Source organism: Dyella lipolytica (assembly GCF_030160075.1).
GTDB classification, from domain to species: Bacteria; Pseudomonadota; Gammaproteobacteria; order Xanthomonadales; family Rhodanobacteraceae; genus Dyella_B; species Dyella_B lipolytica.
Genome location: NZ_BSNQ01000003.1, coordinates 334,436 through 354,937, shown reverse-complemented (window position 1 = coordinate 354,937; position 20,502 = coordinate 334,436). Strand labels below are relative to the sequence as shown.

Below are 20,502 nucleotides of genomic sequence, written 5' to 3'. Positions count from 1 at the left end.
TGTAACGCTTAAGCCGCGGCGTCGCCGCTCTCGCTGCTGATGCGCGGCTGCTGCTGCAAGTTTCCGCGATAGATCAGGTAAGGCTCGGCCTGTCCCTCAATCACTGCATCGTCCACCACGACCTTGCTGACGTGCTCCAGCGACGGCAGCTCGTACATGGTGTCCAACAGCACCTGCTCCAAGATCGTGCGCAGGCCGCGCGCGCCGGTCTTGCGCTTGAGCGCCTTCTTGGCGACCGCCTGCAAGGCTTCGGGACGAAACTCCAGCTCGACACCTTCCATCTCGAACAGTTTGCGGAACTGTTTGGTCACGGCGTTCCGCGGCTCGGTGAGAATCTTCACCAAGGCCGGTTCATCGAGTTCATCCAGCGTCGCTACGACAGGCAGACGACCCACAAACTCCGGAATCAAACCGAAGCGCACCAAGTCCGACGGCTCCACTTCGGCCAATACTTTGCCGAGGTTTTCCGTGCGTTCTTTCGAACGCACTTCGGCCGAGAAGCCGATGCCGGTCGTCTCTGAACGCTGCTGGATCACTTTCTCCAGACCGGCGAACGCGCCACCGCAGATGAACAAAATGTTCTTGGTGTCGACCTGCAGGAATTCCTGCTGCGGATGCTTGCGACCACCTTGCGGCGGCACCGAAGCCAGCGTGCCTTCGATCAGCTTCAGCAATGCCTGCTGCACGCCTTCGCCCGACACGTCGCGAGTGATCGACGGGTTTTCGCTCTTGCGCGAGATCTTGTCGATCTCGTCGATGTAGACGATGCCCGACTGCGCCTTCTCGACGTCGTAGTCGCACTTCTGCAACAGCTTTTGGATAATGTTCTCGACGTCCTCACCGACGTAGCCGGCTTCGGTGAGCGTCGTGGCATCGGCGATCGTGAACGGCACGTTGAGCAGGCGCGCCAGCGTCTCGGCTAGCAGCGTCTTGCCCGAACCGGTCGGACCGATCAGCAGGATGTTGGACTTGCCCAGCTCGATTTCGTCGCTGCGCTGGCGTGATTCCATCCGCTTGTAATGGTTGTAGACCGCAACGGCGAGCGCTTTCTTTGCGCGCGTCTGTCCGACCACGTACTGGTCGAGGGTCTCCATAATTTCTTTGGGCTTGGGCAGCTGGCTGCGCCCGGAGGCGGCCTTCTCTTCAAGCTCCTCGCGGATGATGTCGTTGCACAGCTCCACGCACTCGTCGCAGATGAACACGGACGGACCCGCGATCAGCTTGCGTACTTCGTGCTGGCTCTTGCCGCAGAAGGAGCAGTAGAGAATCTTGCCGCTGTCGTTGGAACGGCCCTGCCGCTCGTCGCTCATTCGTTTGATCCTGCTGGTAAATCCGGTACGGGTCGAGAATAGCACAGGGTCCCGAATCCGCACCCGGACGCGGGACCCCGTCGTAGCTAGGGGTATGGAATCAGGCCGACTTGACCGTTTCGACGCTACGGCGGTCGAGAACGGCGTCGATCAGGCCGTATTCCTTGGCCGCCTCGGCGCTCATGAAGCGGTCACGCTCCATATCGCGCTCGATCTTGTCCAAAGGCTGGCCGGTATGCTGAACGTAGATATCGTTCAGGCGGCGGCGCAGGTACAGGATTTCCTGGGCCTGGATTTCGATATCGGTCGCCTGGCCACGGGCGCCACCCGACGGCTGGTGGATCATCACCCGCGAGTTGGGTAGCGAGTAGCGCTTGCCCTTGGCACCCGCCATCAGCAGCAGCGACGCTGCGCTGCAGGCTTGGCCGATGCACATGGTGCTGATGTCGGGCTTGACGAACTGCATGGTGTCGTAGATCGCCAGGCCGGCGGTGACCGCACCGCCTGGGCTGTTGATGTACAGATGGATGTCCTTGTCGGGGTTCTCCGACTCCAGGAACAACATCTGCGCCACCAGCAGGTTGGCGACCTGATCGTTCACTTCGCCGACCAGAAAGATCACTCGCTCCTTCAACAGACGCGAGTAGATGTCATACGAGCGTTCGCCGCGAGCGGTCTGCTCGACGACGATCGGTACCAGGTTGAGGTTCTGGATCTGGTCCATGGCCATGTGACTCTCCGCGTGTGGGGACTGAACGACGATTCGTGGGATCAGGTCAGACTATACGCGGGCCTGACCGAATCGTCTCAGGCACCCACGGGGCGCATCACTTCGTCGAAGCTCAGATTTTGGACGGTGGTCTTGCCGTGCTCGGCCACCCACTCCGCTACCTGATCTTCCATCACACGGTTCTGCAGCCCAGACATCAATTGGGGATCGCCGTTGTACAGTTCAATGACCTTCTCCGGCTCCTCGTAGGTCGAGGCGATCGCGGCGAGCTGCTCGGCCAGACGCGTGCGATCCAGCTTGAGTTCCTGCTTGCGGGCGATTTCGCCCATCAGCAGACCGGCGATCACGCGCATGCGCGCAGCCGGCGTGGCGGCGTCAACCAGCTGCGGAGGCGGTTGCTGACCGCGCGGCACGCTGCCGGCAGCGAGATTGCGGGCTTCGGCCTGCACCATCAGGTTCGGCACTTCGAGTTCGCTATGCGTCTGCGCCAGCTTCTCGGCGACCTGAGACTTCAGGCGACCCATCAGCGCAGCCTTCAGCTCACGCTCGAGGTTGGCACGAACTTCCTTGCGGAAGTTGTCGAGATTGCCGTCATTGATCCCGAACAATTTGACGAATTCGCCATCCACTTCCGGCAGCTTGGGCTCTTGCACTTTGATGATGTTGAAGCTGACCTTGGCGGTCTTGCCGGCAAGCTGTTCGTTACGGAAATCAGCCGGAAACTCAATATCGGCTTCGAATTCTTCGCCAGCTTTGCGGCCGGTCAGCGCGGCATCGAGCGCCTTAAACAAGGTCCCCGAACCGATCACGCTACCGGCGCGCTCCAGGCCTTCGGCCGGGAAGCGGTAGTCGCCAGTGGCAGCGGCATATTCGAACATCGCGAAATCGCCTTCCGCCGATGCGCGTTCCACTTCGTCGAAGCTGCGGCGCTGCTGGCGCAGCGTCTCGATCATCTTCTCGATGTCGGCGTCGGTGACTTCGGCCACCGGACGAGCGATTTCCAGCGCGGCAACGTCGATCTCCGGGAATTCCGGCATCACTTCGAACGTGGCCGTATAGGCGATTTCGCCATTTTCCGGCTTGCCGGTGGTATCGATAGCGGGATTCGCCACCGGGCGCAGGTTTTCCTTGTCGAACGCTTCGCGCAGCGTGCTGCCGATCAGATCCGAAAGCACTTCGCCACGCACCTGCGCACCAAAGCGCTGCTGGATCACCGTCGCCGGCACCTTGCCTGGACGGAAGCCCTTGAGGCGCACGGTGCGGCTCATTTCGGCGATACGCGCGCTCACCTGCGTCTCAAACCGCTCAGCCGGGAACTTGACCGTGAGCTTGCGCTCGAGCTTGCCGACGTTTTCAACGGAAAACTGCATGACGTCTCCTGGAATTACCTGTAATGGCCCGTGACGGCGCCGCGGCGGCCCCGGCCGCCTGCAAAGTCAAACTCAAGGTCAGTGGTGCGAAAGGCGGGACTCGAACCCGCACGGGGGTTACCCGCCAGAACCTAAATCTGGTGCGTCTACCAGTTCCGCCACTTTCGCATCGTTCGCCGGATTGCAAGCGACAGATTTACAACGATTTTCGCCGGTTATGCCGACATCGTCGAGAAGCTGCCTAGCCGCGACCCTAAGTCGATGATTACCTTGTACCAAAGCGGGTCATTTTACGGTTGTGCAACGGACCAGCACAAGCGTCAAAACCGCCCCGGGAGCAGCCAGCCTTGGCCGCAAAGAAAAAGGACCCGCATAGCTGCGGGTCCTTCGGTAGCTGGTGGGCCGTGTAGGGATCGAACCTACGACCAATTGATTAAGAGTCAACTGCTCTACCAGCTGAGCTAACGGCCCAGAAACTGCTTTGAATTGGGGTGGACGATGGGACTCGAACCCACGACAACCGGAATCACAATCCGGTACTCTAACCAGCTGAGCTACGCCCACCGTAAACCTTACGAATCTGGCGCGCCCGACAGGAATCGAACCTGCAACCGTCGGCTTAGAAGGCCGATGCTCTATCCGGTTGAGCTACAGGCGCTTGACTGAAGCAGAACACCTGATGGTCGGGGCAGAGGGATTCGAACCCACGACATCCAGCTCCCAAAGCTGGCGCTCTACCAGGCTGAGCTATACCCCGATTTCGAAACCCGGTCAGCTTTCGCGTGCCGAAGCCTTGAAATGCTACGGGCGACACTCTGCCCCGTCAATCCGTATCGAACACGCCGGATTCCAAACTTCATCCGGTTTCGCAGGCGATGTTCTGCTTGCGACACACTCACGACTGGAATTACATCGTGCTTTGAAATAATGGCGCGCCCGGAGAGATTCGAACTCCCGACCACCAAGTTCGTAGCCTGGTACTCTATCCAACTGAGCTACGGGCGCGCGGTTAAACCTGATTGCTGCCGCCTGAACCCGAAACCGGAAGGCGCCGAAGCAAGAAGCGGAATTATTCAGGTACTGGCCGCAGCCGTCAATACTCTTTGTGAAGTTTCCTGAAACATTCGGTTCATGATCGGACCGTTTCGGACCTCACGCAGCACATCGAATCACATCGGAGCGAGCGTGAAATCGTCGGCGTCCATCCACGCTGGAAAGCGCTCGCGGTGCGCTAGCAGGGGTGCTGGATCGAGCGACACCGTCACGACTTGTTCCTGCGTACCCAATTCGACCAGCGGCTCGCCGACAGGATCGATCACCGCGCTGTCGCCGGCATACGGTAGCTCGTTGCCGTCGGTACCGACTCGATTCAGACCGATCACATAAGCGAGATTTTCGATGGCGCGGGCACGTAGCAGCGTGCGCCAAGGCTGTCGGCGCGGCGCAGGCCAATTGGCGACAAAAATCGACAGGTCGTAATCCATGCCACCCGCCGCCGAGGCCAGGCGGCGATTGCGCAGCCATACGGGAAAGCGCAAGTCGTAACAAACCTGCGGAAGAATGCGCCAACCGTTCAACTCAACGATCAACCGTTCCGAACCACCGCCGTAGCGCGTGTGTTCGCCTGCCATGCGGAACAGATGACGTTTGTCGTACTGCGCAAAGCTGCCATCCGGGCGAGCCCAGATGAGCCGGTTGTAAACCTGATCGTTTTCGCGAATCGCGAGGCTGCCAGTCACCACGGCGTTGACCTCGCGAGCCAGTGCACGCATCCAGGCAATGCCTTCGCCATCCATGGCTTCTGCACTAGCGCGCGTGTCATTGCTGAAGCCGGAAAGAAAAGTCTCCGGTAACACAATGAGGTCGCTTTGCCCTGCCACGCGCCGCACCAGCGATCCGTAATAGTCGCGATTGGCCGGCGCATCATGCCAGCGCGTCGCCCCTTGCACGAGCGAAACATTCAGAGTTTGCATAACCGCTCCGCCGCCGCGTCCATGGTGGCATCGCTCTTGGCGAAACATAGTCGTGCGAGACGCGTACCCGGTGCTTTTTCATAGAACGGCGTCAGCGGAATGGCTGCTACACCACCCTCTTTCACCAGCCATTCGCAGAAGGCGAGATCATCTTCATCGCGGATCGCCGAATAATCGACCAACTGAAAATAGCCACCTGGTACGTCCAACAACTTCAGGCGCGAAGGCGTAAGCAGCTTACGAAAACGGTCGCGTTTTTCCTGATAGAACGCAGGAAGCTCGAGATAATGTTCCGGGTTGCTCGCCAGGAATTGCGCGAACGCCGCCTGCGCCGGATGGAAGGTGCAGAAAGTCAGATATTGATGCACCTTGCGAAACTCGGCCGACAGTTTGGCAGGCGCCACGGCGTAACCCACCTTCCAGCCCGTGCAGTGATAGGTCTTGCCAAAGCTGGAGACGACGATGCTGCGCGCCGCGAGTTCAGGATGGCGCAGCACGCTCTCATGCGCGGCGCCGTCGTACACGATGTGCTCGTAAACCTCATCGGAAAGCACCACGATCGGCGTATCGCGCACGATCGTCGCAAGCTCTTCCAGATCCGCCGACGACAACACCGCACCTGATGGGTTATGCGGGCTGTTGATGAGGATCATGCGCGTTCTGGACGTGATCGCATCGCGCACGCGCTGCCAATCGATCGAAAAACTCGGCACGGTCAGCGGAATATGCACTGCACGCGCGCCCTGCAAATCGATCGCAGGCTCGTAGGAATCGTAGGCAGGATCGAACACAATGACTTCATCGCCAGCACGCACTACCGCGGCGATAGCGGCGAAGAGCGCCTCGGTGGCGCCAGAGGTTATCGTGACATCGCTATCCGGACTAACCTTATGTCCATACAGACGCTCTGTTTTCAGAGCGATCTGTTCGCGCAAGGCCGCGGTACCGATGCCCGGCGCGTACTGGTTGAGCCCATTCGCCATGGCGCTGCTTAGCGCATCGCGCAGCGCCTGCGGCGGTTCGAAATCAGGAAAACCCTGGCCAAGATTGACCGCCTTGTGCTGCACGGCCAGATGGCTCATCACGCTGAAGATGGTGGTGCCTACTTTCGGAAGCTTGGTTTCGATAGTCATGGGCGGCAGTATGGATGTCCAAACGCAAAGACTAGCATGGCTTAAAGCGAAGGCTGCTTGGGCGTTTCTAGCTCATTGAGTGGGCGCGTCATGCACTTCTCATGACTCAGGCGCGTCGCCTCCGGCAATCGTTCGGCGAGAAAGTCCACCAGGGCGCGCACGCCCGGCAACATGCCGCGCCGACTCGGGTAGACGAAATGCATCATGCCCTGTGGAGCGCTCCACTCCGGCAGCACGACTTCAAGTTCGCCAAGGGTAATGGCGGGCGCACAAACAAATTCCGGCAGCAGCGTAACGCCAAGACCCTTCCGCGCCGCCTCCAACAGCAGGGCGAAATCACCTGTAATCATGCGAGCCTGTACTTCCACGCTGACCCGCTCGCCTTGAGCGTCGATCAACTCCCAGATCTGTGCACCTTCATGCTCCTGCATGGACAACGCAGGTAGATGGGCCAAATCGGCAGGGTGTTTGGGATAGCCATGCACCTTCAGTAAAGACGGGCTGGCCACCGGCAGGATGCGCGACTGGCTGAAGCTGCGTACGATCATGTTGGCGTCGGTGTCCAATTTGCTGCGCACGCGGATGGCTAGGTCATATCCCTCGCTGATCAAGTCGACACGGCGGTTGCTCGAGAGCACCCTCACCTGCACCTTCGGATACAGCGCCATGAATTCCGGCAGGATGTACGCCAGCACCGTCTGAGCGATCGAAACGGGGCAGCTGAGCCGTACGACGCCGCGCGGTTCGGCGCGCAACTCTTCCACGGCATCCTGGGCCGCCCTCGCCTCTTCCAGTACGGCGCGGCAATGGCCGTAGAAACGCTCCCCGACCTCGGTGACTACGAAGCGCCGGGTCGTCCGCTGCAACAGGCGCACGCCAAGGCGGTCCTCAAGCTGGGCGATGCGTTTACTTAGCCGCGACTTGGGCACGCCCAGGGCGCGTCCCGCCGCCGAAAAGCCGCCGTGCTCCACCACCGCGGCAAAGAAATACAGATCGTTCAGATCCTGCATGGCACCCGGTAAAGCCGTCATCGTTGTTTCCCATTTGGAACGATAAGTTCAAAAAGGCCTATCTTATCGTTCGTTTGTTCGGATTATATCTTTATTCCGTCGTCGGCCAGTCCGACTGGAATTCGAGATATCACCATGAAACTGCTGCATCTTGACGCAAGCTCCCTAGGCCAGCACTCCGTCTCGCGCGAACTGACCGCCGCCGTTGTTGCCAAGCTCGCCCGGGAACACGCTGGGCTGGATGTCACCTACCGCGATCTCACCGCTCAGCCTCTCCCGCATTGGACTCCGGTGGTGGACGCCGCGAGCGAAGCCGCGCGGCTCGGCGAGGCGGTCATGGACGAGTTTCTCGCCGCTGACGTCGTCGTGATCGGCGCACCGATGTACAACTTTTCGATCCCGAGTCAGCTGAAGGCGTGGCTCGACCGCGTGCTGGTCGCCGGCAAGACCTTCAGCTACGGCGAGTCCGGCCCCAAGGGCTTGGCCGGTGGCAAGCGAGTGATCGTGGCGTCCAGCCGCGGTGGCATTTACAGCAGCGGCCCGGCCACAGGATTCGATTTCCAAGAATCCTACCTGCGTGCGGTATTCGGCTTCATCGGTATCGCCAATGTGGAATTTGTGCGCGCCGAAGGCGTGAATGTGAGCGCCGAACACAAGACGAACGCAGTCGCTTCGGCCCACGACAGCATCGGCAATCTGACAACGAAAGCTGCCTGATCGAGCGGTTTCCCAACCAAGCAACTATGAGAGCGTCCCATGTGGGCGCTCTCTTTTTTTGCGTATTTACGCGAGCCATCAGTGACCGAAACGAATCTCGCCACCATCATGCTCGCGGTCCCAGCCGCGTAACTCGTCGCGAATATGCGCGATGCGCTGGCGGCCAAGGGCATTGCGCTCCTCGTCGAGCACCTGTCCATCCAGCAGCTCGGCCAGACGCTGTGCGGTCGGCAACATGGTGTCCCAGGCATCCAAGGCCGTCACTGGGCCCGGAAGCGCCATAAAGAAACTAAGGCCGGGTGTACGCAGTGCATCGAGGTGGCTCAAGTCGAAGCTTCCCGGTTTGAGCATGTTGGCGACGCTGAAGATCGGCCCTAGCTCGCGCTTGCCGTCGACCAGACGGTGATAAATGCCCATATCGCCATATTCCAGCCCGGCCTTTTCGGCCGCAACGATCAGGTCCGCGCCATTGAAGTGGTGACCTTCACGCGCCACGACAAACAAGCTGACGATACGTTCCACCGGCATTTGCACAGGACGCTTGCCCAAATCGGAACGCGGCGGAATGCGCGGTGCTGGTGCAGGTGCAGGCGTTGGAGCCGCAGCCGCTGGTATTTGCACATCGGCCGGGCCCGACGCTGCATAGCGTCTTTCCGACTTCTCAATCGGCTCGGGCTGCGACGGCGCACGCAGTGCTTCGACGATGGAAGCCGCATGACCTGTGGGTTTGGGCATGTGTATCGTGGCGTGACGTTCATCAGCCAGTGTGGCGCCCAGTTTTTCCAGCTCCCTACGCAGGCCAACGTCCAATTCGCCCTGCTGCGGTGCTGCGTCGGAAAACAGGGGATCGATTCGTTCGCCGGATGCAGTATTGAACGAATCGTCTTCCTCTGCCGGCTCACCCAACGTCGGCTCGCGCCGCTCCGCGCCCGGCTCCGGAACCATGCGGCGCTTGCCCTGTTCTTTCTTCGGCTGACCGAACAGCCAGACCAGCACCAGCACGATGACGCCCACAATCAGCATTGGAATGCCGACCGACGGATTCCATGCAACAGCCAACTCGGATCCTGGCAACATGATGTAACTCCTCAGGCCGCACCGGCCAGCTTGGCTGCCTCGGCAAGATCGACCTGCACAAGGCGCGAGACACCCGCTTCGCGCATGGTAACGCCGCAGAGCTGGCTCGCCGCTTCCATGGTGGCCTTGTTATGGCTCACAAAGATGAACTGCACCTTTTCGCTCATCTCGCGCACCATGTTGGAGAAGCGTCCCACGTTGGCCTCATCGAGCGGTGCGTCCACCTCGTCGAGCAGACAGAACGGCGCCGGATTCAGCGCGAAAATCGCAAACACCAGCGATACAGCGGTCAGCGCCTTTTCGCCACCGGACAGCAGCGTGATATTTGAAACACGCTTGCCCGGCGGCCGCGCCATGATCGACACGCCGGTGCTGAGCAGATCGTCGCCGGTAAGTTCGAGATAGGCATGACCGCCGCCGAACAGGCGCGGGAACAACTCCTGCACACCTGCATTGACGCGGTCGAAGGTTTCCTTGAAGCGCTGGCGGGTCTCGCGGTCGATTTTCTTGATGGCGTTTTCCAGCGTCTCCATCGCGCTGGTCAGGTCGGTCAGCTGCGCATCGAGATAGGTCTTGCGCTCGCTCTGCTCGGCGTGTTCCTGAATCGCGGCGAGGTTTACGGGCTCCAGCCTTACAATCTTTTGTGCGAGATCAGCCAGCTGCTGGCGCCATTGCGTGGCATCCACGTGCTCGGCCAGTTCGGACAACAAGGTCTCCAGCTCGAGCCCGGACGCGGCGATGGCCTCGGCAAGCTGATCGGCACGCATTTGCAGCGCCTGTGCTGCGAGACGCTTTTCCGACACGCTTTCACGCAAGCCGGACAGTTCCTGCTCCACGTTGTGCCGCTGCTGTTCCAGCTTGCGGAATTCGATATCGCAGTCTTCCAGCGCGCGACGTGCGTCGACCAGTTGACGGTCCACGAGTAGGCGTTGATCGAGATAGGTCTGGCGCTCGGCTTCTAGCTCGGCGATCGGATCGGAACCGGCTGCCAGTTGTTCGGCGATTTCGCCGCGTCGCGCTTCGATCTGGCGAATCTGGCTGTCCATACGGGCCAGCGCCTGTTCCAGAGAGGTCAGCGAGGAGCGCTTGGACTCCATGCTCAAGGCCAACGCATGCGATTGGTCGGCAGCTTCGCGCGCATTCATGCGCGCTTCTTCGCGTGCCTCGAGCAGTGCACGGCGTTCGTTTTCTAGCTCGCGCCGCTGGTCTTCCAGATCGCCCATGTTGTTGACGGACTCGTCCAGGCGCGCGCGCGCCTCACGCGTCTGCGCCTGCAACTCGTCTATCTGCTCGATCAGCGCGGAAAGCTCGCCCGCCACTTTCTCGGCGCGGGCGCGAGCGGTCTCCACTTTGCCGCGATGGCTCTGCAGCTGTCCCGCCAGTTCTGATTGACGACGATGCGCGTTGTACAACTCGCGCTGTGCATCGTCACGTGCACGCTCTGCTTCGAATTTACTGGTACGCAACGCATCGAGCCTTGCGCCTGCTTCCTCGATTTGCGCTTCGAGCGATTCTGTTTGTTCCGTCAGTACGCGGATTTCACGCTCGCGCGCCAGCACACCCACCTGGTTGCCCTGGGCACGACGTACACGCGCCCAGCCCGGCCCCAGCCATTCGCCTGTCCGCGTAATCACCGACTGATAGGGCGCCAGCGCCGAAAGTCCCGAGACGCGCTGGTGGGCTTCGTCGATGGAATCGGAAGTCAGCACATGACCGAGAATCGACATGGCAGCGGCCGGCCCGCGGACATGCGCTGCAAGTGTGCCGGCGGTGGCAGCGCCACCCTCCGTCGCATCGAGCAAGGCAACGTCAGCGCCGTCCAGTCGATGAAACTCGCGCGCCAGATCGTGGGCACCGTCGACCAGTACGCTGTCGATGAAACCAGACAGCACCGTTTCGACGGCAGTTTCCCAGCCAGCTTCGACTTGCAGCACTTCACCCAGGCGACGCTTCTTGTCGAGACCGAATCGCGACAGCCAGCTGCTGGCAGCACTTTCTTCTTGCCCAAGCGCGGCATGCTGCAACGCTTCGAGCGAAGCTAGTCGACCACGCGCCGTCTGCAGCTGCTGGCGTGCTTCGTTGAGTACACCCTGAACCTGGCGCTCGTCGTCGAGCACCTTTTCGTGGCTAAGCTTGTGCTGATCGAGCAGACCACCCAGCGACTCGACGCGCTCGCGTTGCGTGTCGTGCTCGCCATGCAGTTGCTCGGCAGCGGCATCGAGTGCAGCAACGTCAGTGGCTTTCTGCTCGATGTCCAGCGCCTCTTTGCGCTTGGCGAGATCCATCGACTGGCGGTCGAGGTAAGCCAGCTTGGTACGCTCGACTTCAGCCGCGCGGCTCGCCTCGCCGGCGGTGCGTGTGTAGGTATCCCAACGCTGCTGCCAATCGGCCAGCTTGGTTTCGGTTTCGCGCTGTGCGTCCGCGGTGTCGTCCTGCATCTGGCGCAGGGCTTCCAGCTTCGGCTCGCCCTCGGACAAGGCCATGCGCAAGGTTTCGACCTGATCGCGATCGGTGGTGATATGCGCCGCCAATTCGCTATGCTCGCGTTCGGCATCGAGCTGCGCGCGCTGCAAACGTTCGGCGGTCTCGCGGTTGTAACGCACCTGCTGTTCGACGCGCGCGATCTCGGCGCCAACCTTGTAGACCTCAGCTTGTACTGTATTGAGGTGTTCGCTTGCTTCGGTATGGCGCTCGCGCGCGCTTTCGATTTGCGCTTCGATCTGGCGTTGCTCGGCGAGATGCTTCTCGATCTCGGTTTCTACTGCGGAAAGCCCCTGCCCTTGTCCTTCGTGCTGGCTCTTGAGTGCGCGGTATTCCAGCGCACGCAGTTCGGCTTCCTTGCGGGTTTGTTCTTCTTTATAAGCTTTCCAGCGCTCGGCGGCGCGCGCCTGGCGATTGAGATGTTCCAGCTGCTTGTCCACCTCGTCGCGCACATCGCGTACGCGGTCGAGGTTTTCGCGCGTCGCCTTGATGCGGCTTTCGGTTTCCTTGCGGCGCTCCTTGTATTTGGAAATGCCGGCCGCCTCTTCCAAATGCGTGCGCAACTCTTCCGGATGTGCCTCGATGATCTGGCTGATCATGCCCTGTTCGATGATCGAGTAACTGCGCGGTCCCAGGCCGGTACCCAGGAACAGGTCGGTAATGTCGCGTCGGCGGCAACGCGCACCGTTGAGGAAGTACGCGGACTGTCCGTCACGCGTTACCTGGCGCTTCACGGAGATTTCGGCGTACTGGCCGTACTCGCCCTGAATCGTGCCGTCGGCGTTATCGAAGATCAGTTCGACTGTCGCCTGCCCCACCGGCTTGCGCGCATTCGAGCCGGAAAAAATGACGTCCGTCAGCGAATCGCCGCGCAGGCGGCTGGCCGCGCTCTCGCCCATCACCCAGCGAATGGCGTCGATGATGTTGGACTTGCCGCAGCCATTGGGCCCCACCACGCCGGTCATGTTGGTAGGCAGATGCAGGGTTGTCGGGTCGACGAAGGACTTGAATCCGGCAAGTTTGATCGTGGTTAAGCGCATGAAATTCTCATCTCGGTGGTCCAGCCCTGCCTGGGCAAATTTGCGTTGTTATTTTCCCGGGCTGCGAAATCAATCGGTAAGCCATTGATCCGCAAGATCATAAACACGCCAAGCATGCCTCACTGGACCAGCACGATATGACCATCCTGCTGCACCTGATAACGCGGGCTGGCAGTGTCACTGAACCTTGCGCGCGGCAAGAAGAGCGGGAGCAAGCTTCGGGTATCGGGCGTTGTCCAGAACAAAGAAAGATAGTGCGGAACTCTATCATTCTCAAAAACTGGCGTATCGTCGGAGATCTGTGCCAACCCGCCCCGAAGATTTCCAAGGTACTGGTGCGACTGCTCCATCACCCAAAGAGCCCCTATAGGATGCTGGCGGCCCCATCGTACGTAACTGATATTGGTCCCCGCGTAAACCAGCACTAAAGCGAAACCGATCAACCATACCGTCCGACGGTAGCCACCCTCCGCACTCGCGATACCGACCCGAACGCTCCATATACCCGCGAGCAGCGCGAACAAGTGCAGCTCTTCGTAGCCGAATCGAGATTGGTGCATTACCAAAAGACCGGACCATGTGGCCCGATTTGATAAAGCGATCGGTAGATAATCAAGCATCAGTATCAGGAATCCGGCGAGCAACACTTTCCAACTGTCTGCTCTCCGCCAAATGCCCCATACGACGACAGCACCGCCTACTAGGATCAAACACAGCAACCGTAGCGACATCCCATGTGTGGGAACGTCATGAAAATCTTCGATGCCGGCCCCTGAAGCCGTCGCGAAAAATACTTTTGCAAACTCCAGGTCTGCTCTTATCGCCTGAAGAGGCGTGGATTTCACCGAATTCCCATTCAGTGCCAGGTAGCCGGCCACATAAACAGCTGATCCGAGCAACAGCAAAACGGGTGGGCTAAGAAATTTTTTGGCGTTCAAGCGGAAATAGCGCTCATCGGCCAGGTAACCCACGAGCAACATATGTATCGGGATCAATACGGCTTTCTCGTAAAAACCGAATGCTGCTACAAATGCCAAAGCAACAAAAAGTAGATGAAACCGGTTGCTATTCTTCGTCCACGCGAGATAGTTGTAGATCGCGCAAGCATCCAGAAACACATAAGGGGCGCGATGCTCCGCATGAGCCCACCACATCAATCCGTATACCAGGATGGCGGATGACGCATATCCGCAGACAATGAGATCTCCGAACTGTCCAGCCTTAAGCAGATGCAGCGTCCGCACGAGCAAGATCAACGTACCGACATGAAACGTCAACAGAATCACGATGGCCACTGAGAAATTCATTGGCGCCACGTGATAGGCAATCCAGCTCATCAGCCTGTGCAAGGGTACATAGTGCACATCGGCCGGCATCATCAGGAACTTCCAGAAGCCCGTGTGCTGCATGAGCACAAAGTTATCTAGATCATCGTTGCTGAAATCACTATGCCTGTGCAGATACCAGGCAAGGTACAAGACGAGAACGGCAATGGTCGCGGCGGTTATGTTTCGTGTCGATCGCACCCATGCGTTGTCCACAGTTGTAGCGTCCTGCGGATTTCCAGAAATCACTCGATCCATTACCCCCCCAAGATCTATGTAACGACCGCTAGATCGCCTCGTCCTCTAATAGGTCAGATGGCGTGAGCGTCTATCGACAACGCATGGATACCGTTATCCATCAACCCCTCGAGCGCGGCGTAGACCATACGATGCCTCTTGAGCGGCGACAGCCCAGCGAATGAAGCACTAACGATGCGCACATGGAAATGCCCCTTCCCGTCATTTGCATGCCCCGCGTGCTTGTATCCCTCATCCAAGACTTCCAGCTCAACGGGATGCAGCGCCTCGAAAAGGCGGTGGCGGATTTCTTCGGCCATGATTGCCGTCACGCCGGCAGCACCTTGCGGAAGGGTTTGACACTAACGCCGGCGTAGACACCCGCATCGACATACGGATCGGCCTTGGCCCACTGCTCTGCTTCGGCTAGCGACGCGAACTCGGCGACGATCAGGCTACCCGTGAAACCCGCCGGACCAGGCTGTTCGGCATCGATGGCGGGAAACGGGCCGGCCAGCAACAGGCGACCCTGTTCCTGCAGCTTTTCCAGGCGCGCGAGATGCGCGCCACGCGCTGCCAGTCGGCGCTCCAGCGAGTCGGCATGATCCGTGCCGGTGATGGCGTACCACATGTATCGAACTCCCTCAGGCAATCCGTGATTTTAGCCGAGTGGGTCAGGAAAGTCGGGGGGTGATACCTGTCAGGAGCGATCCCTGACACCCGCCGCTGCAACCCCGAAGAGTTGCCGCGCATCCTTATATCCAGGCCCGGACATGGAATGAATTCCACGGCGGTTCGACTGCCCCTACACCAGGCGTGAGCCCATCCCGACAGTCCAAGGCCCCTAGGCCATCAGTCATGGCAGGTCCTTGTTGACAGCTTCGAAGATGGTGTTATAGTTCACTACAACACCGGTCCACGAGATCACTAGGAGAGCCGTCATGAAAGCACCGAACCCGATCGCCATCACTGCCGCGGTTCTGTTTACCACGGTAAGCCTGATCGCCATTAGCCCGAACACCCCCAAGACACCCGTCAGCGAGATCAACGGTGCCAAGGTCATCAACCTGGCCCCCGTCGAAGTGCGCCCCACCGCCGCCGACCAGCGCGCCGCTGCCCTGCTGACTACAGCCGATCTCACCATCGTCAATTCGCCGATGGCTTACGAAGCCGAAAGCGGCGCGAGTCTGCTCGGGGCGCAGTTGGCCATGCCCTACTATTCGTTTGGTTCGACCAAGTTCGCCGGCATCAGTAAGGAATAAATCCATGTCCATCACCTGGAACGACAGCGTCCCGATCTATCGCCAGCTACGCGAACGCGTCGTGGCAATGATCCTGGACGGCGCCTTGAACGAGGGCGACCCGCTGCCGTCAGTACGCCAGGTGGCTGCGGATTTTCAGATCAATCCGCTCACCGTTTCCAAGGCGTACCAGGAACTGGTCGACGATCAACTTGTGGAAAAAAGGAGGGGGCTGGGTATGTTCGTCACCGATGGAGCCCGCGAGGCACTGCTCAAGTCCGAGCGCGAACGCTTTCTGCGCGAGGAATGGCCGACGCTTTACGCACGATTGCAGCGCCTGGGCCTGGACCTGAAAACCCTACTGCGCGAAGCGCCGCAGGATTCGGAGAATCAGTCATGAATGCGGTCATCACCGCCAGTGGTCTGAGCAAGCACTACAAGAATACGGTAGCGCTGGATGACGTAAGTTTCGAGATACCTGCCGGCCGCATCGTGGGTCTTATCGGTCCCAACGGCGCCGGCAAAACCACCGCACTCAAGGCCATCCTCGGTCTGACCGACTTCCAGGGACGGCTCGATGTGCTGGGCATGGATCCGCGCAGTCAACGCGACAAACTGATGGAACAGGTCTGCTTTATCGCCGACGTCGCTGTGCTGCCGCGCTGGATTCGTGTCAGCGAAGCCATCGACTTCGTCGCCAACATTCACCCGCGTTTCAACCGCGCCAAGTGCGAAGCGTTCCTTGCTCGCACCAAGCTCACCCCCGGTCAACGGGTGCGGCAGATGTCCAAGGGCATGATCGTCCAACTGCACCTGGCGCTGGTGATGGCCATCGATGCCAAGCTTCTGGTGCTGGATGAGCCCACGCTCGGCCTGGACATTCTTTACCGTAAGCAGTTCTACCAAAGCCTGCTTGAAGAATATTTCGACGACAACAAGACGATCATCGTCACCACGCATCAGGTCGAGGAAATCGAAAACATCCTCACCGACCTGATGTTCATCCGCGACGGAAAAATCATCCTGAACACCGAGATGGAAGCCCTGGGTGATCGCTTCGCTGAAGTGATGGTAAGCGCCGACAAGGCCGCCACGGCACGTCAATTGAATCCACTGGACGAACGACAGGTGTTCGGAAAGAGCATCTTCCTGTTCGACGGTGTCGACCAGTCGCGACTGGCTGAACTGGGCGAAATTCGCCGGCCGTCCGTCAGTGATCTGTTCGTCGCTACCATGAAGGGGACGTACGCATGAAAACCCTCTACTGGCTTGTCAAACGCGAATTCTGGGAGCACCGCGGCGGTTTCCTGCGTGCGCCGGCCATAACGGCCGCAGCGTTCCTCGCCATCGCCCTCATGACGATCATCGGCGGCGAGATCATGGGACATCGTTTTAGTGCCCAGTTCCCCTTGGATGATCCGAACATGGGCATCTCCGCGGACGGCCACATGACTGCGCAGAACCTGCAGCAGGCAGGCACGTTCCTCGACGCGGTCATCTGCGGCAGCACGGCCACCGTGCTTGCGATCATGGCGATCGTGGTGTTCTTTTACTGCCTTGGATCGCTTTACGACGATCGCAAAGACCGTAGCATCCTGTTCTGGGAGTCGCTACCGATCTCCAGCTGGAAAACGGTGGTTTCGAAGGTTCTCAGCGCCACAGTCGTCGCTCCGGTCATCGCCACGATCATCGGCATCGTGTTTGGGTTGCTGCTGCTAGTTCTGGGTGTGTTCCTTTGCGAGATTCACGGGTTCAGCGTCTGGCACGTGCTGGGTGCGGCGCATCCAATCCACGTCACCTTCGACATCATCGCGCTGATCCCACTGTATGCACTGTGTGCACTCCCGACGATCGGCTGGCTGATGCTCTGCTCTGCCTGTGTACGCAGCATGCCCATCCTGTGGGCGCTGCTTATCCCATTGGCAAGCAATCTAATCGTATGGTGGCTGCACATCATCGGCCTGGCTCAACTCAGCCCAAGCTGGTATTTCTCGCACGTCACCGCCCGCCTGCTGTTTGGTCTGCGTCCTGCCAACTGGCTCGAATTTTCGTCGAATTCGCTTCACCCCGTGACCGCGCTCGACCACCTGGGATTGGTGGAGAATTACGCAGCACTGGCAGCGCCGGATGCGTGGATCGGAATCATTGCCGGAGTCGCCATGATCGCGGCCGCCATCTGGTTCCGCCGCTGGCGCCACGACAACTGAAATCGCACACTTGCCATCTGGCAAACCAAGACCTGAGTGGGGAACGCATCATGAAGTACCAAGGAACGATTCTTCTTGCGGCGCTATGTGTTGTTCTGAGCGCCTGCGATATGCCAGATACCACCATGGCGAACGGCGCCGTCACGCTGAAGGACAACGTCGTTACCCTGCATGTGGATGGCGCGCCGGATGCCATGATCAATGCGAAAGGCGAACTGCAGGTCGGCGACAAGACAATCGCCACCACACCACCAGAGCAGGGCCTGCTGATGCTTTATTACGGGAACATCGCGGATGTTCACGACACAGGCACCGAAATGGGCAAAGTCGGCGCGGGCATGGGCAAGAATGCGCTGCAGGATAAGTTGAACGGCAAGTCCAAGGAGGAAACCGACAAGGATGCCGAAAATGGTGCCGCTCAATTGAAAACGCTGGCGAAGAAGATGTGCCAGGACCATGTAAACATGCTGAGCGTCCAAAATCAGCTGGCAGCGCAGCTTCCCGAGTTCAAGCCGTACGGCAAGATTTTTACCAACAAGGATGAGGATGTGTCGTGCAATAAGGACGACTAGGACAAATGAGTCTCTCGACAACGTTTGGTCAACCTATCGGCACAACAGGTTACGCACTCATGAAAAACGTTCTTACCCTTGGACTGCTGACAGCATGTCTGCTCATCACGGCATGCAGCGGCAAGTCAGGCAACGATGTGATCGTTATCAATGGCTCGACCGACATGGCAAATGGACACATCCGGTTGAATAACGACCACGTGGTATTGCGTGTCGATGGTTCGCCTGACGCCACGATCAGCGCGAACGGCGATCTACAGATCGACCAGCAGAGCGTGAACATAAACGATGCACAGCGCCAGCTGCTGCAGTCGTACTATCAGAACGCCTTCGCCATCCGCACCGACGGCATTGCCACCGGCAAGGCCGGTGCCGCCGTCGGTGCGCAAGCACTCAAGAGTGTGGCGACGCGTTTGGCCAGCGGCGATCCCGACAAGATTCAGCAAGACGTGGACGCCAAGGCCAAGCTCGTCAAAGAAGCCGCCAGGAAGATCTGCCAGGACATCAGCGGCATCCAGGCAGTGCAGAATCAACTCACGCCACAGCTTCCCGCATTCAAGCCCTATGGCAACATCATGGGTGCCGGCGACGCGAAAGATTGCATGGACGGCACGAAGGACTGACGCTCATCCACGATGCCGCCCGAAAGGCGGCATCGCTTTGGATATCCCGTCAGCCACCCCCGCCACCGCCGCCGTGGATGCCGCCCTTGGTTAGCGCACGCGGGTCGAGCAACTTCTTCAGCTCTTCATTCGACAGACCCGATTTTTCAAGCGCCACCTCCATGATCGGGCGTTTTTCCTTGTACGCCTGCTTGGCTATCGCTGCGCCCTTTTCGTAACCGATCACCGGATTCAAGGCTGTAACAAGAATCGGATTCATCGCCAACGCGAGATTGACGCGCTCGGCATTCACCTGGAAGCCGGCAATCGCCTTGTCCGCCAGCAATCGCGAGACATTGGCGAGAATGTGGATCGATTGCAGCAAGTTGTAGGCAATCAACGGCAGCATCACGTTGAGCTGAAAATTGCCCGACTGCCCGGCGATAGTGATCGATGCATCGTTGCCGATCACTTGCGCTGCCACCATCGTCGTCGCTTCCGGAATGACCGGATTGACCTTGCCAGGCATGATGGAGGATCCGGGCTGCAGCGCAGGCAGTTCGATTTCACCTATTCCTGCGAGCGGGCCGGAATTCATCCAGCGCAGATCGTTGGCGATCTTCATCAGCGCAACCGCAAGCGCCTTGAGCTGACCGGAAAGCTCGACCGCTGCATCTTGTGCGGCCATGCCTTCGAAGTAGTTTCCAGCCGAATCAAAACGCACGTTGGTAAGTTTCTTCAGCTCGCGTGCCACCGCGGCACCGAATTTCGGATCGGCATTGATGCCGGTACCCACGGCCGTACCGCCAAGCGGCAACTGCCGCATGCGCTTGAGGCTGTCCTGAATGCGCTCGATAGCGGACTCGATCTGCGCCGACCAGCCGGATAACTCCTGCCCGAAAGTGACCGGCATGGCATCCATCAGGTGCGTGCGCCCAGTCTTGGGGACGTTGCGTAGTTGATGAGCACGACGGTCGATCACCCGCTTGAGGTGCTTGAGCGCCGGTAGCAGCTCCTCGTGCGAGGTCAGCGTAGCGCTCACATGAATCGCGGTGGGAATCACGTCATTGGAACTTTGCCCATAGTTCACGTGATCGTTGGGATGGATCTTGGCGCCGGCCTTCGCCGCAAGGTGGGCGATCACCTCGTTGGCATTCATGTTGGTACTGGTGCCCGAGCCGGTCTGGAAGATATCGATCGGAAACTGATCGTCGAACTGCCCATCCGCTACCGACAATGCAGCCTTGCGAATGGCGACCGCCTGTCCTTTCTTCAGGTGCCCCAAACCGAGATTGGCCTCGGCGGCAGCTGCTTTGATCAAGCCCAGCGCGCGAATAAACGCCCGCGGCAAGTGCAGGCCTGAAATCGGAAAATTGTCGATGGCGCGCTGGGTCTGCGCGCCGTACAGGGCGTCGGCGGGCACCTTCAATTCACCCATGCTGTCTTTCTCGATGCGAAAACCACTCATGGCTGCGTC

The 20,502-nt window shown here is 59.4% G+C and carries 19 protein-coding genes and 6 tRNA genes; 7 read left to right on the top strand and 18 right to left on the bottom strand.

The features are described from left to right. Positions 1-8 precede the first annotated feature (8 nt). From clpX to QQL64_RS03160, 12 genes are all read right to left on the bottom strand, one after another. Positions 9-1,310 carry an ATP-dependent Clp protease ATP-binding subunit ClpX gene (gene clpX, locus QQL64_RS03215; protein WP_284395865.1) on the bottom strand — a complete coding sequence of 434 codons (1,302 nt, stop codon included), beginning with the start codon at positions 1,308-1,310 and terminating at the stop codon, positions 9-11. 100 nt (positions 1,311-1,410) lie between these two features. Next, entirely contained in the window at positions 1,411-2,040 is a 630-nt protein-coding gene (gene clpP, locus QQL64_RS03210; protein ID WP_284395864.1) for an ATP-dependent Clp endopeptidase proteolytic subunit ClpP, read from the bottom strand. 77 nt (positions 2,041-2,117) lie between these two features. After that, a complete protein-coding gene (gene tig, locus QQL64_RS03205) occupies positions 2,118-3,410 on the bottom strand; it encodes a trigger factor (RefSeq protein ID WP_284395863.1) in 1,293 nt (430 codons plus the stop codon). Between the two features lie 82 nt (positions 3,411-3,492). After that, positions 3,493-3,578 (bottom strand) — tRNA-Leu (locus QQL64_RS03200). A 227-nt stretch (positions 3,579-3,805) separates the two neighbouring features. After that, positions 3,806-3,881: transfer RNA gene (locus QQL64_RS03195), tRNA-Lys, on the bottom strand. A gap of 16 nt (positions 3,882-3,897) precedes the next feature. Further along, positions 3,898-3,974: transfer RNA gene (locus QQL64_RS03190), tRNA-His, on the bottom strand. Positions 3,975-3,991: 17 nt separating this feature from the next. Next, positions 3,992-4,068: transfer RNA gene (locus QQL64_RS03185), tRNA-Arg, on the bottom strand. 22 nt (positions 4,069-4,090) lie between these two features. After that, a tRNA-Pro gene (locus QQL64_RS03180) sits at positions 4,091-4,167 on the bottom strand. Positions 4,168-4,338: 171 nt separating this feature from the next. After that, a tRNA-Arg gene (locus QQL64_RS03175) sits at positions 4,339-4,415 on the bottom strand. A gap of 164 nt (positions 4,416-4,579) precedes the next feature. Then, positions 4,580-5,383 carry an amidohydrolase gene (locus QQL64_RS03170; RefSeq protein WP_284395862.1) on the bottom strand — a complete coding sequence of 268 codons (804 nt, stop codon included), beginning with the start codon at positions 5,381-5,383 and terminating at the stop codon, positions 4,580-4,582. Continuing rightward, a complete protein-coding gene (locus QQL64_RS03165) occupies positions 5,371-6,516 on the bottom strand; it encodes a pyridoxal phosphate-dependent aminotransferase (RefSeq protein ID WP_284395861.1) in 1,146 nt (381 codons plus the stop codon). Before QQL64_RS03165 ends, QQL64_RS03170 begins: the two co-directional genes overlap by 13 nt. A gap of 41 nt (positions 6,517-6,557) precedes the next feature. Then, positions 6,558-7,547, bottom strand: a complete 990-nt coding sequence (locus QQL64_RS03160; protein ID WP_284395860.1) for a LysR substrate-binding domain-containing protein — start codon at positions 7,545-7,547, stop codon at positions 6,558-6,560. A 114-nt stretch (positions 7,548-7,661) separates the two neighbouring features. On the opposite strand from QQL64_RS03160, the gene QQL64_RS03155 reads away from it, so the two are divergent. Further along, positions 7,662-8,243, top strand: a complete 582-nt coding sequence (locus QQL64_RS03155; RefSeq protein ID WP_284395859.1) for an FMN-dependent NADH-azoreductase — start codon at positions 7,662-7,664, stop codon at positions 8,241-8,243. 78 nt (positions 8,244-8,321) lie between these two features. On the opposite strand, the gene zipA is transcribed toward QQL64_RS03155, so the two are convergent. The 5 genes from zipA to QQL64_RS03130 all read right to left on the bottom strand — a co-directional run bounded on the left by zipA (position 8,322) and on the right by QQL64_RS03130 (position 15,034). Then, on the bottom strand, positions 8,322-9,320 hold the full coding sequence (gene zipA, locus QQL64_RS03150; RefSeq protein ID WP_284395858.1) for a cell division protein ZipA: 999 nt from the start codon (positions 9,318-9,320) through the stop codon (positions 8,322-8,324). An 11-nt stretch (positions 9,321-9,331) separates the two neighbouring features. Then, entirely contained in the window at positions 9,332-12,841 is a 3,510-nt protein-coding gene (gene smc / locus QQL64_RS03145; protein WP_284395857.1) for a chromosome segregation protein SMC, read from the bottom strand. A gap of 119 nt (positions 12,842-12,960) precedes the next feature. Further along, positions 12,961-14,424: a hypothetical protein gene (locus QQL64_RS03140; RefSeq protein ID WP_284395856.1), complete on the bottom strand. Its 1,464-nt coding sequence runs from the start codon at positions 14,422-14,424 to the stop codon at positions 12,961-12,963. Between the two features lie 53 nt (positions 14,425-14,477). Further along, entirely contained in the window at positions 14,478-14,723 is a 246-nt protein-coding gene (locus QQL64_RS03135; protein ID WP_284399622.1) for a BolA family protein, read from the bottom strand. Between the two features lie 8 nt (positions 14,724-14,731). After that, the gene (locus tag QQL64_RS03130; RefSeq protein ID WP_284395855.1) at positions 14,732-15,034 is read right to left on the bottom strand and encodes a YciI family protein; all 303 of its coding nucleotides are present in this window, start codon (positions 15,032-15,034) and stop codon (positions 14,732-14,734) included. A gap of 310 nt (positions 15,035-15,344) precedes the next feature. On the opposite strand from QQL64_RS03130, the gene QQL64_RS03125 reads away from it, so the two are divergent. The 6 genes from QQL64_RS03125 to QQL64_RS03100 are packed head-to-tail and all read left to right on the top strand — an operon-like array spanning position 15,345 to position 19,046. After that, positions 15,345-15,665: a hypothetical protein gene (locus tag QQL64_RS03125; RefSeq protein WP_284395854.1), complete on the top strand. Its 321-nt coding sequence runs from the start codon at positions 15,345-15,347 to the stop codon at positions 15,663-15,665. Between the two features lie 4 nt (positions 15,666-15,669). Further along, on the top strand, positions 15,670-16,044 hold the full coding sequence (locus QQL64_RS03120) for a GntR family transcriptional regulator (RefSeq protein WP_284395853.1): 375 nt from the start codon (positions 15,670-15,672) through the stop codon (positions 16,042-16,044). After that, on the top strand, positions 16,041-16,898 hold the full coding sequence (locus tag QQL64_RS03115) for an ABC transporter ATP-binding protein (RefSeq protein WP_284395852.1): 858 nt from the start codon (positions 16,041-16,043) through the stop codon (positions 16,896-16,898). The genes QQL64_RS03120 and QQL64_RS03115 overlap by 4 nt, the downstream gene beginning before the upstream one ends. Beyond that, positions 16,895-17,851, top strand: a complete 957-nt coding sequence (locus QQL64_RS03110) for a hypothetical protein (protein ID WP_284395851.1) — start codon at positions 16,895-16,897, stop codon at positions 17,849-17,851. Before QQL64_RS03115 ends, QQL64_RS03110 begins: the two co-directional genes overlap by 4 nt. Positions 17,852-17,901: 50 nt before the next feature. Further along, positions 17,902-18,423, top strand: a complete 522-nt coding sequence (locus QQL64_RS03105; protein ID WP_284395850.1) for a hypothetical protein — start codon at positions 17,902-17,904, stop codon at positions 18,421-18,423. Between the two features lie 59 nt (positions 18,424-18,482). Continuing rightward, positions 18,483-19,046, top strand: coding sequence for a DUF2884 family protein (locus QQL64_RS03100; protein ID WP_284395849.1), 564 nt, complete (start codon positions 18,483-18,485; stop codon positions 19,044-19,046). A gap of 49 nt (positions 19,047-19,095) precedes the next feature. Here the strand turns inward: QQL64_RS03100 and QQL64_RS03095 are convergent, their stop codons facing one another. Continuing rightward, on the bottom strand, positions 19,096-20,493 hold the full coding sequence (locus QQL64_RS03095) for a class II fumarate hydratase (protein WP_284395847.1): 1,398 nt from the start codon (positions 20,491-20,493) through the stop codon (positions 19,096-19,098). Positions 20,494-20,502 lie beyond the last annotated feature (9 nt).

Coding starts and splice junctions, on each gene's coding strand:
- QQL64_RS03110 (WP_284395851.1), top strand. CDS start 16,895: ATGAAAACCCTCTACTGGCTTGTCAAACGCGAATTCTGGGAGCACCGC.
- zipA (WP_284395858.1), bottom strand. CDS start 9,320: ATGTTGCCAGGATCCGAGTTGGCTGTTGCATGGAATCCGTCGGTCGGC.
- tig (WP_284395863.1), bottom strand. CDS start 3,410: ATGCAGTTTTCCGTTGAAAACGTCGGCAAGCTCGAGCGCAAGCTCACG.
- QQL64_RS03120 (WP_284395853.1), top strand. CDS start 15,670: ATGTCCATCACCTGGAACGACAGCGTCCCGATCTATCGCCAGCTACGC.
- QQL64_RS03130 (WP_284395855.1), bottom strand. CDS start 15,034: ATGTGGTACGCCATCACCGGCACGGATCATGCCGACTCGCTGGAGCGC.
- QQL64_RS03165 (WP_284395861.1), bottom strand. CDS start 6,516: ATGACTATCGAAACCAAGCTTCCGAAAGTAGGCACCACCATCTTCAGC.
- QQL64_RS03125 (WP_284395854.1), top strand. CDS start 15,345: ATGAAAGCACCGAACCCGATCGCCATCACTGCCGCGGTTCTGTTTACC.
- QQL64_RS03105 (WP_284395850.1), top strand. CDS start 17,902: ATGAAGTACCAAGGAACGATTCTTCTTGCGGCGCTATGTGTTGTTCTG.
- clpX (WP_284395865.1), bottom strand. CDS start 1,310: ATGAGCGACGAGCGGCAGGGCCGTTCCAACGACAGCGGCAAGATTCTC.
- QQL64_RS03155 (WP_284395859.1), top strand. CDS start 7,662: ATGAAACTGCTGCATCTTGACGCAAGCTCCCTAGGCCAGCACTCCGTC.
- QQL64_RS03160 (WP_284395860.1), bottom strand. CDS start 7,547: ATGACGGCTTTACCGGGTGCCATGCAGGATCTGAACGATCTGTATTTC.
- smc (WP_284395857.1), bottom strand. CDS start 12,841: ATGCGCTTAACCACGATCAAACTTGCCGGATTCAAGTCCTTCGTCGAC.
- QQL64_RS03135 (WP_284399622.1), bottom strand. CDS start 14,723: ATGGCCGAAGAAATCCGCCACCGCCTTTTCGAGGCGCTGCATCCCGTT.
- QQL64_RS03115 (WP_284395852.1), top strand. CDS start 16,041: ATGAATGCGGTCATCACCGCCAGTGGTCTGAGCAAGCACTACAAGAAT.
- QQL64_RS03170 (WP_284395862.1), bottom strand. CDS start 5,383: ATGCAAACTCTGAATGTTTCGCTCGTGCAAGGGGCGACGCGCTGGCAT.
- clpP (WP_284395864.1), bottom strand. CDS start 2,040: ATGGCCATGGACCAGATCCAGAACCTCAACCTGGTACCGATCGTCGTC.
- QQL64_RS03095 (WP_284395847.1), bottom strand. CDS start 20,493: ATGAGTGGTTTTCGCATCGAGAAAGACAGCATGGGTGAATTGAAGGTG.
- QQL64_RS03100 (WP_284395849.1), top strand. CDS start 18,483: ATGAAAAACGTTCTTACCCTTGGACTGCTGACAGCATGTCTGCTCATC.
- QQL64_RS03140 (WP_284395856.1), bottom strand. CDS start 14,424: ATGGATCGAGTGATTTCTGGAAATCCGCAGGACGCTACAACTGTGGAC.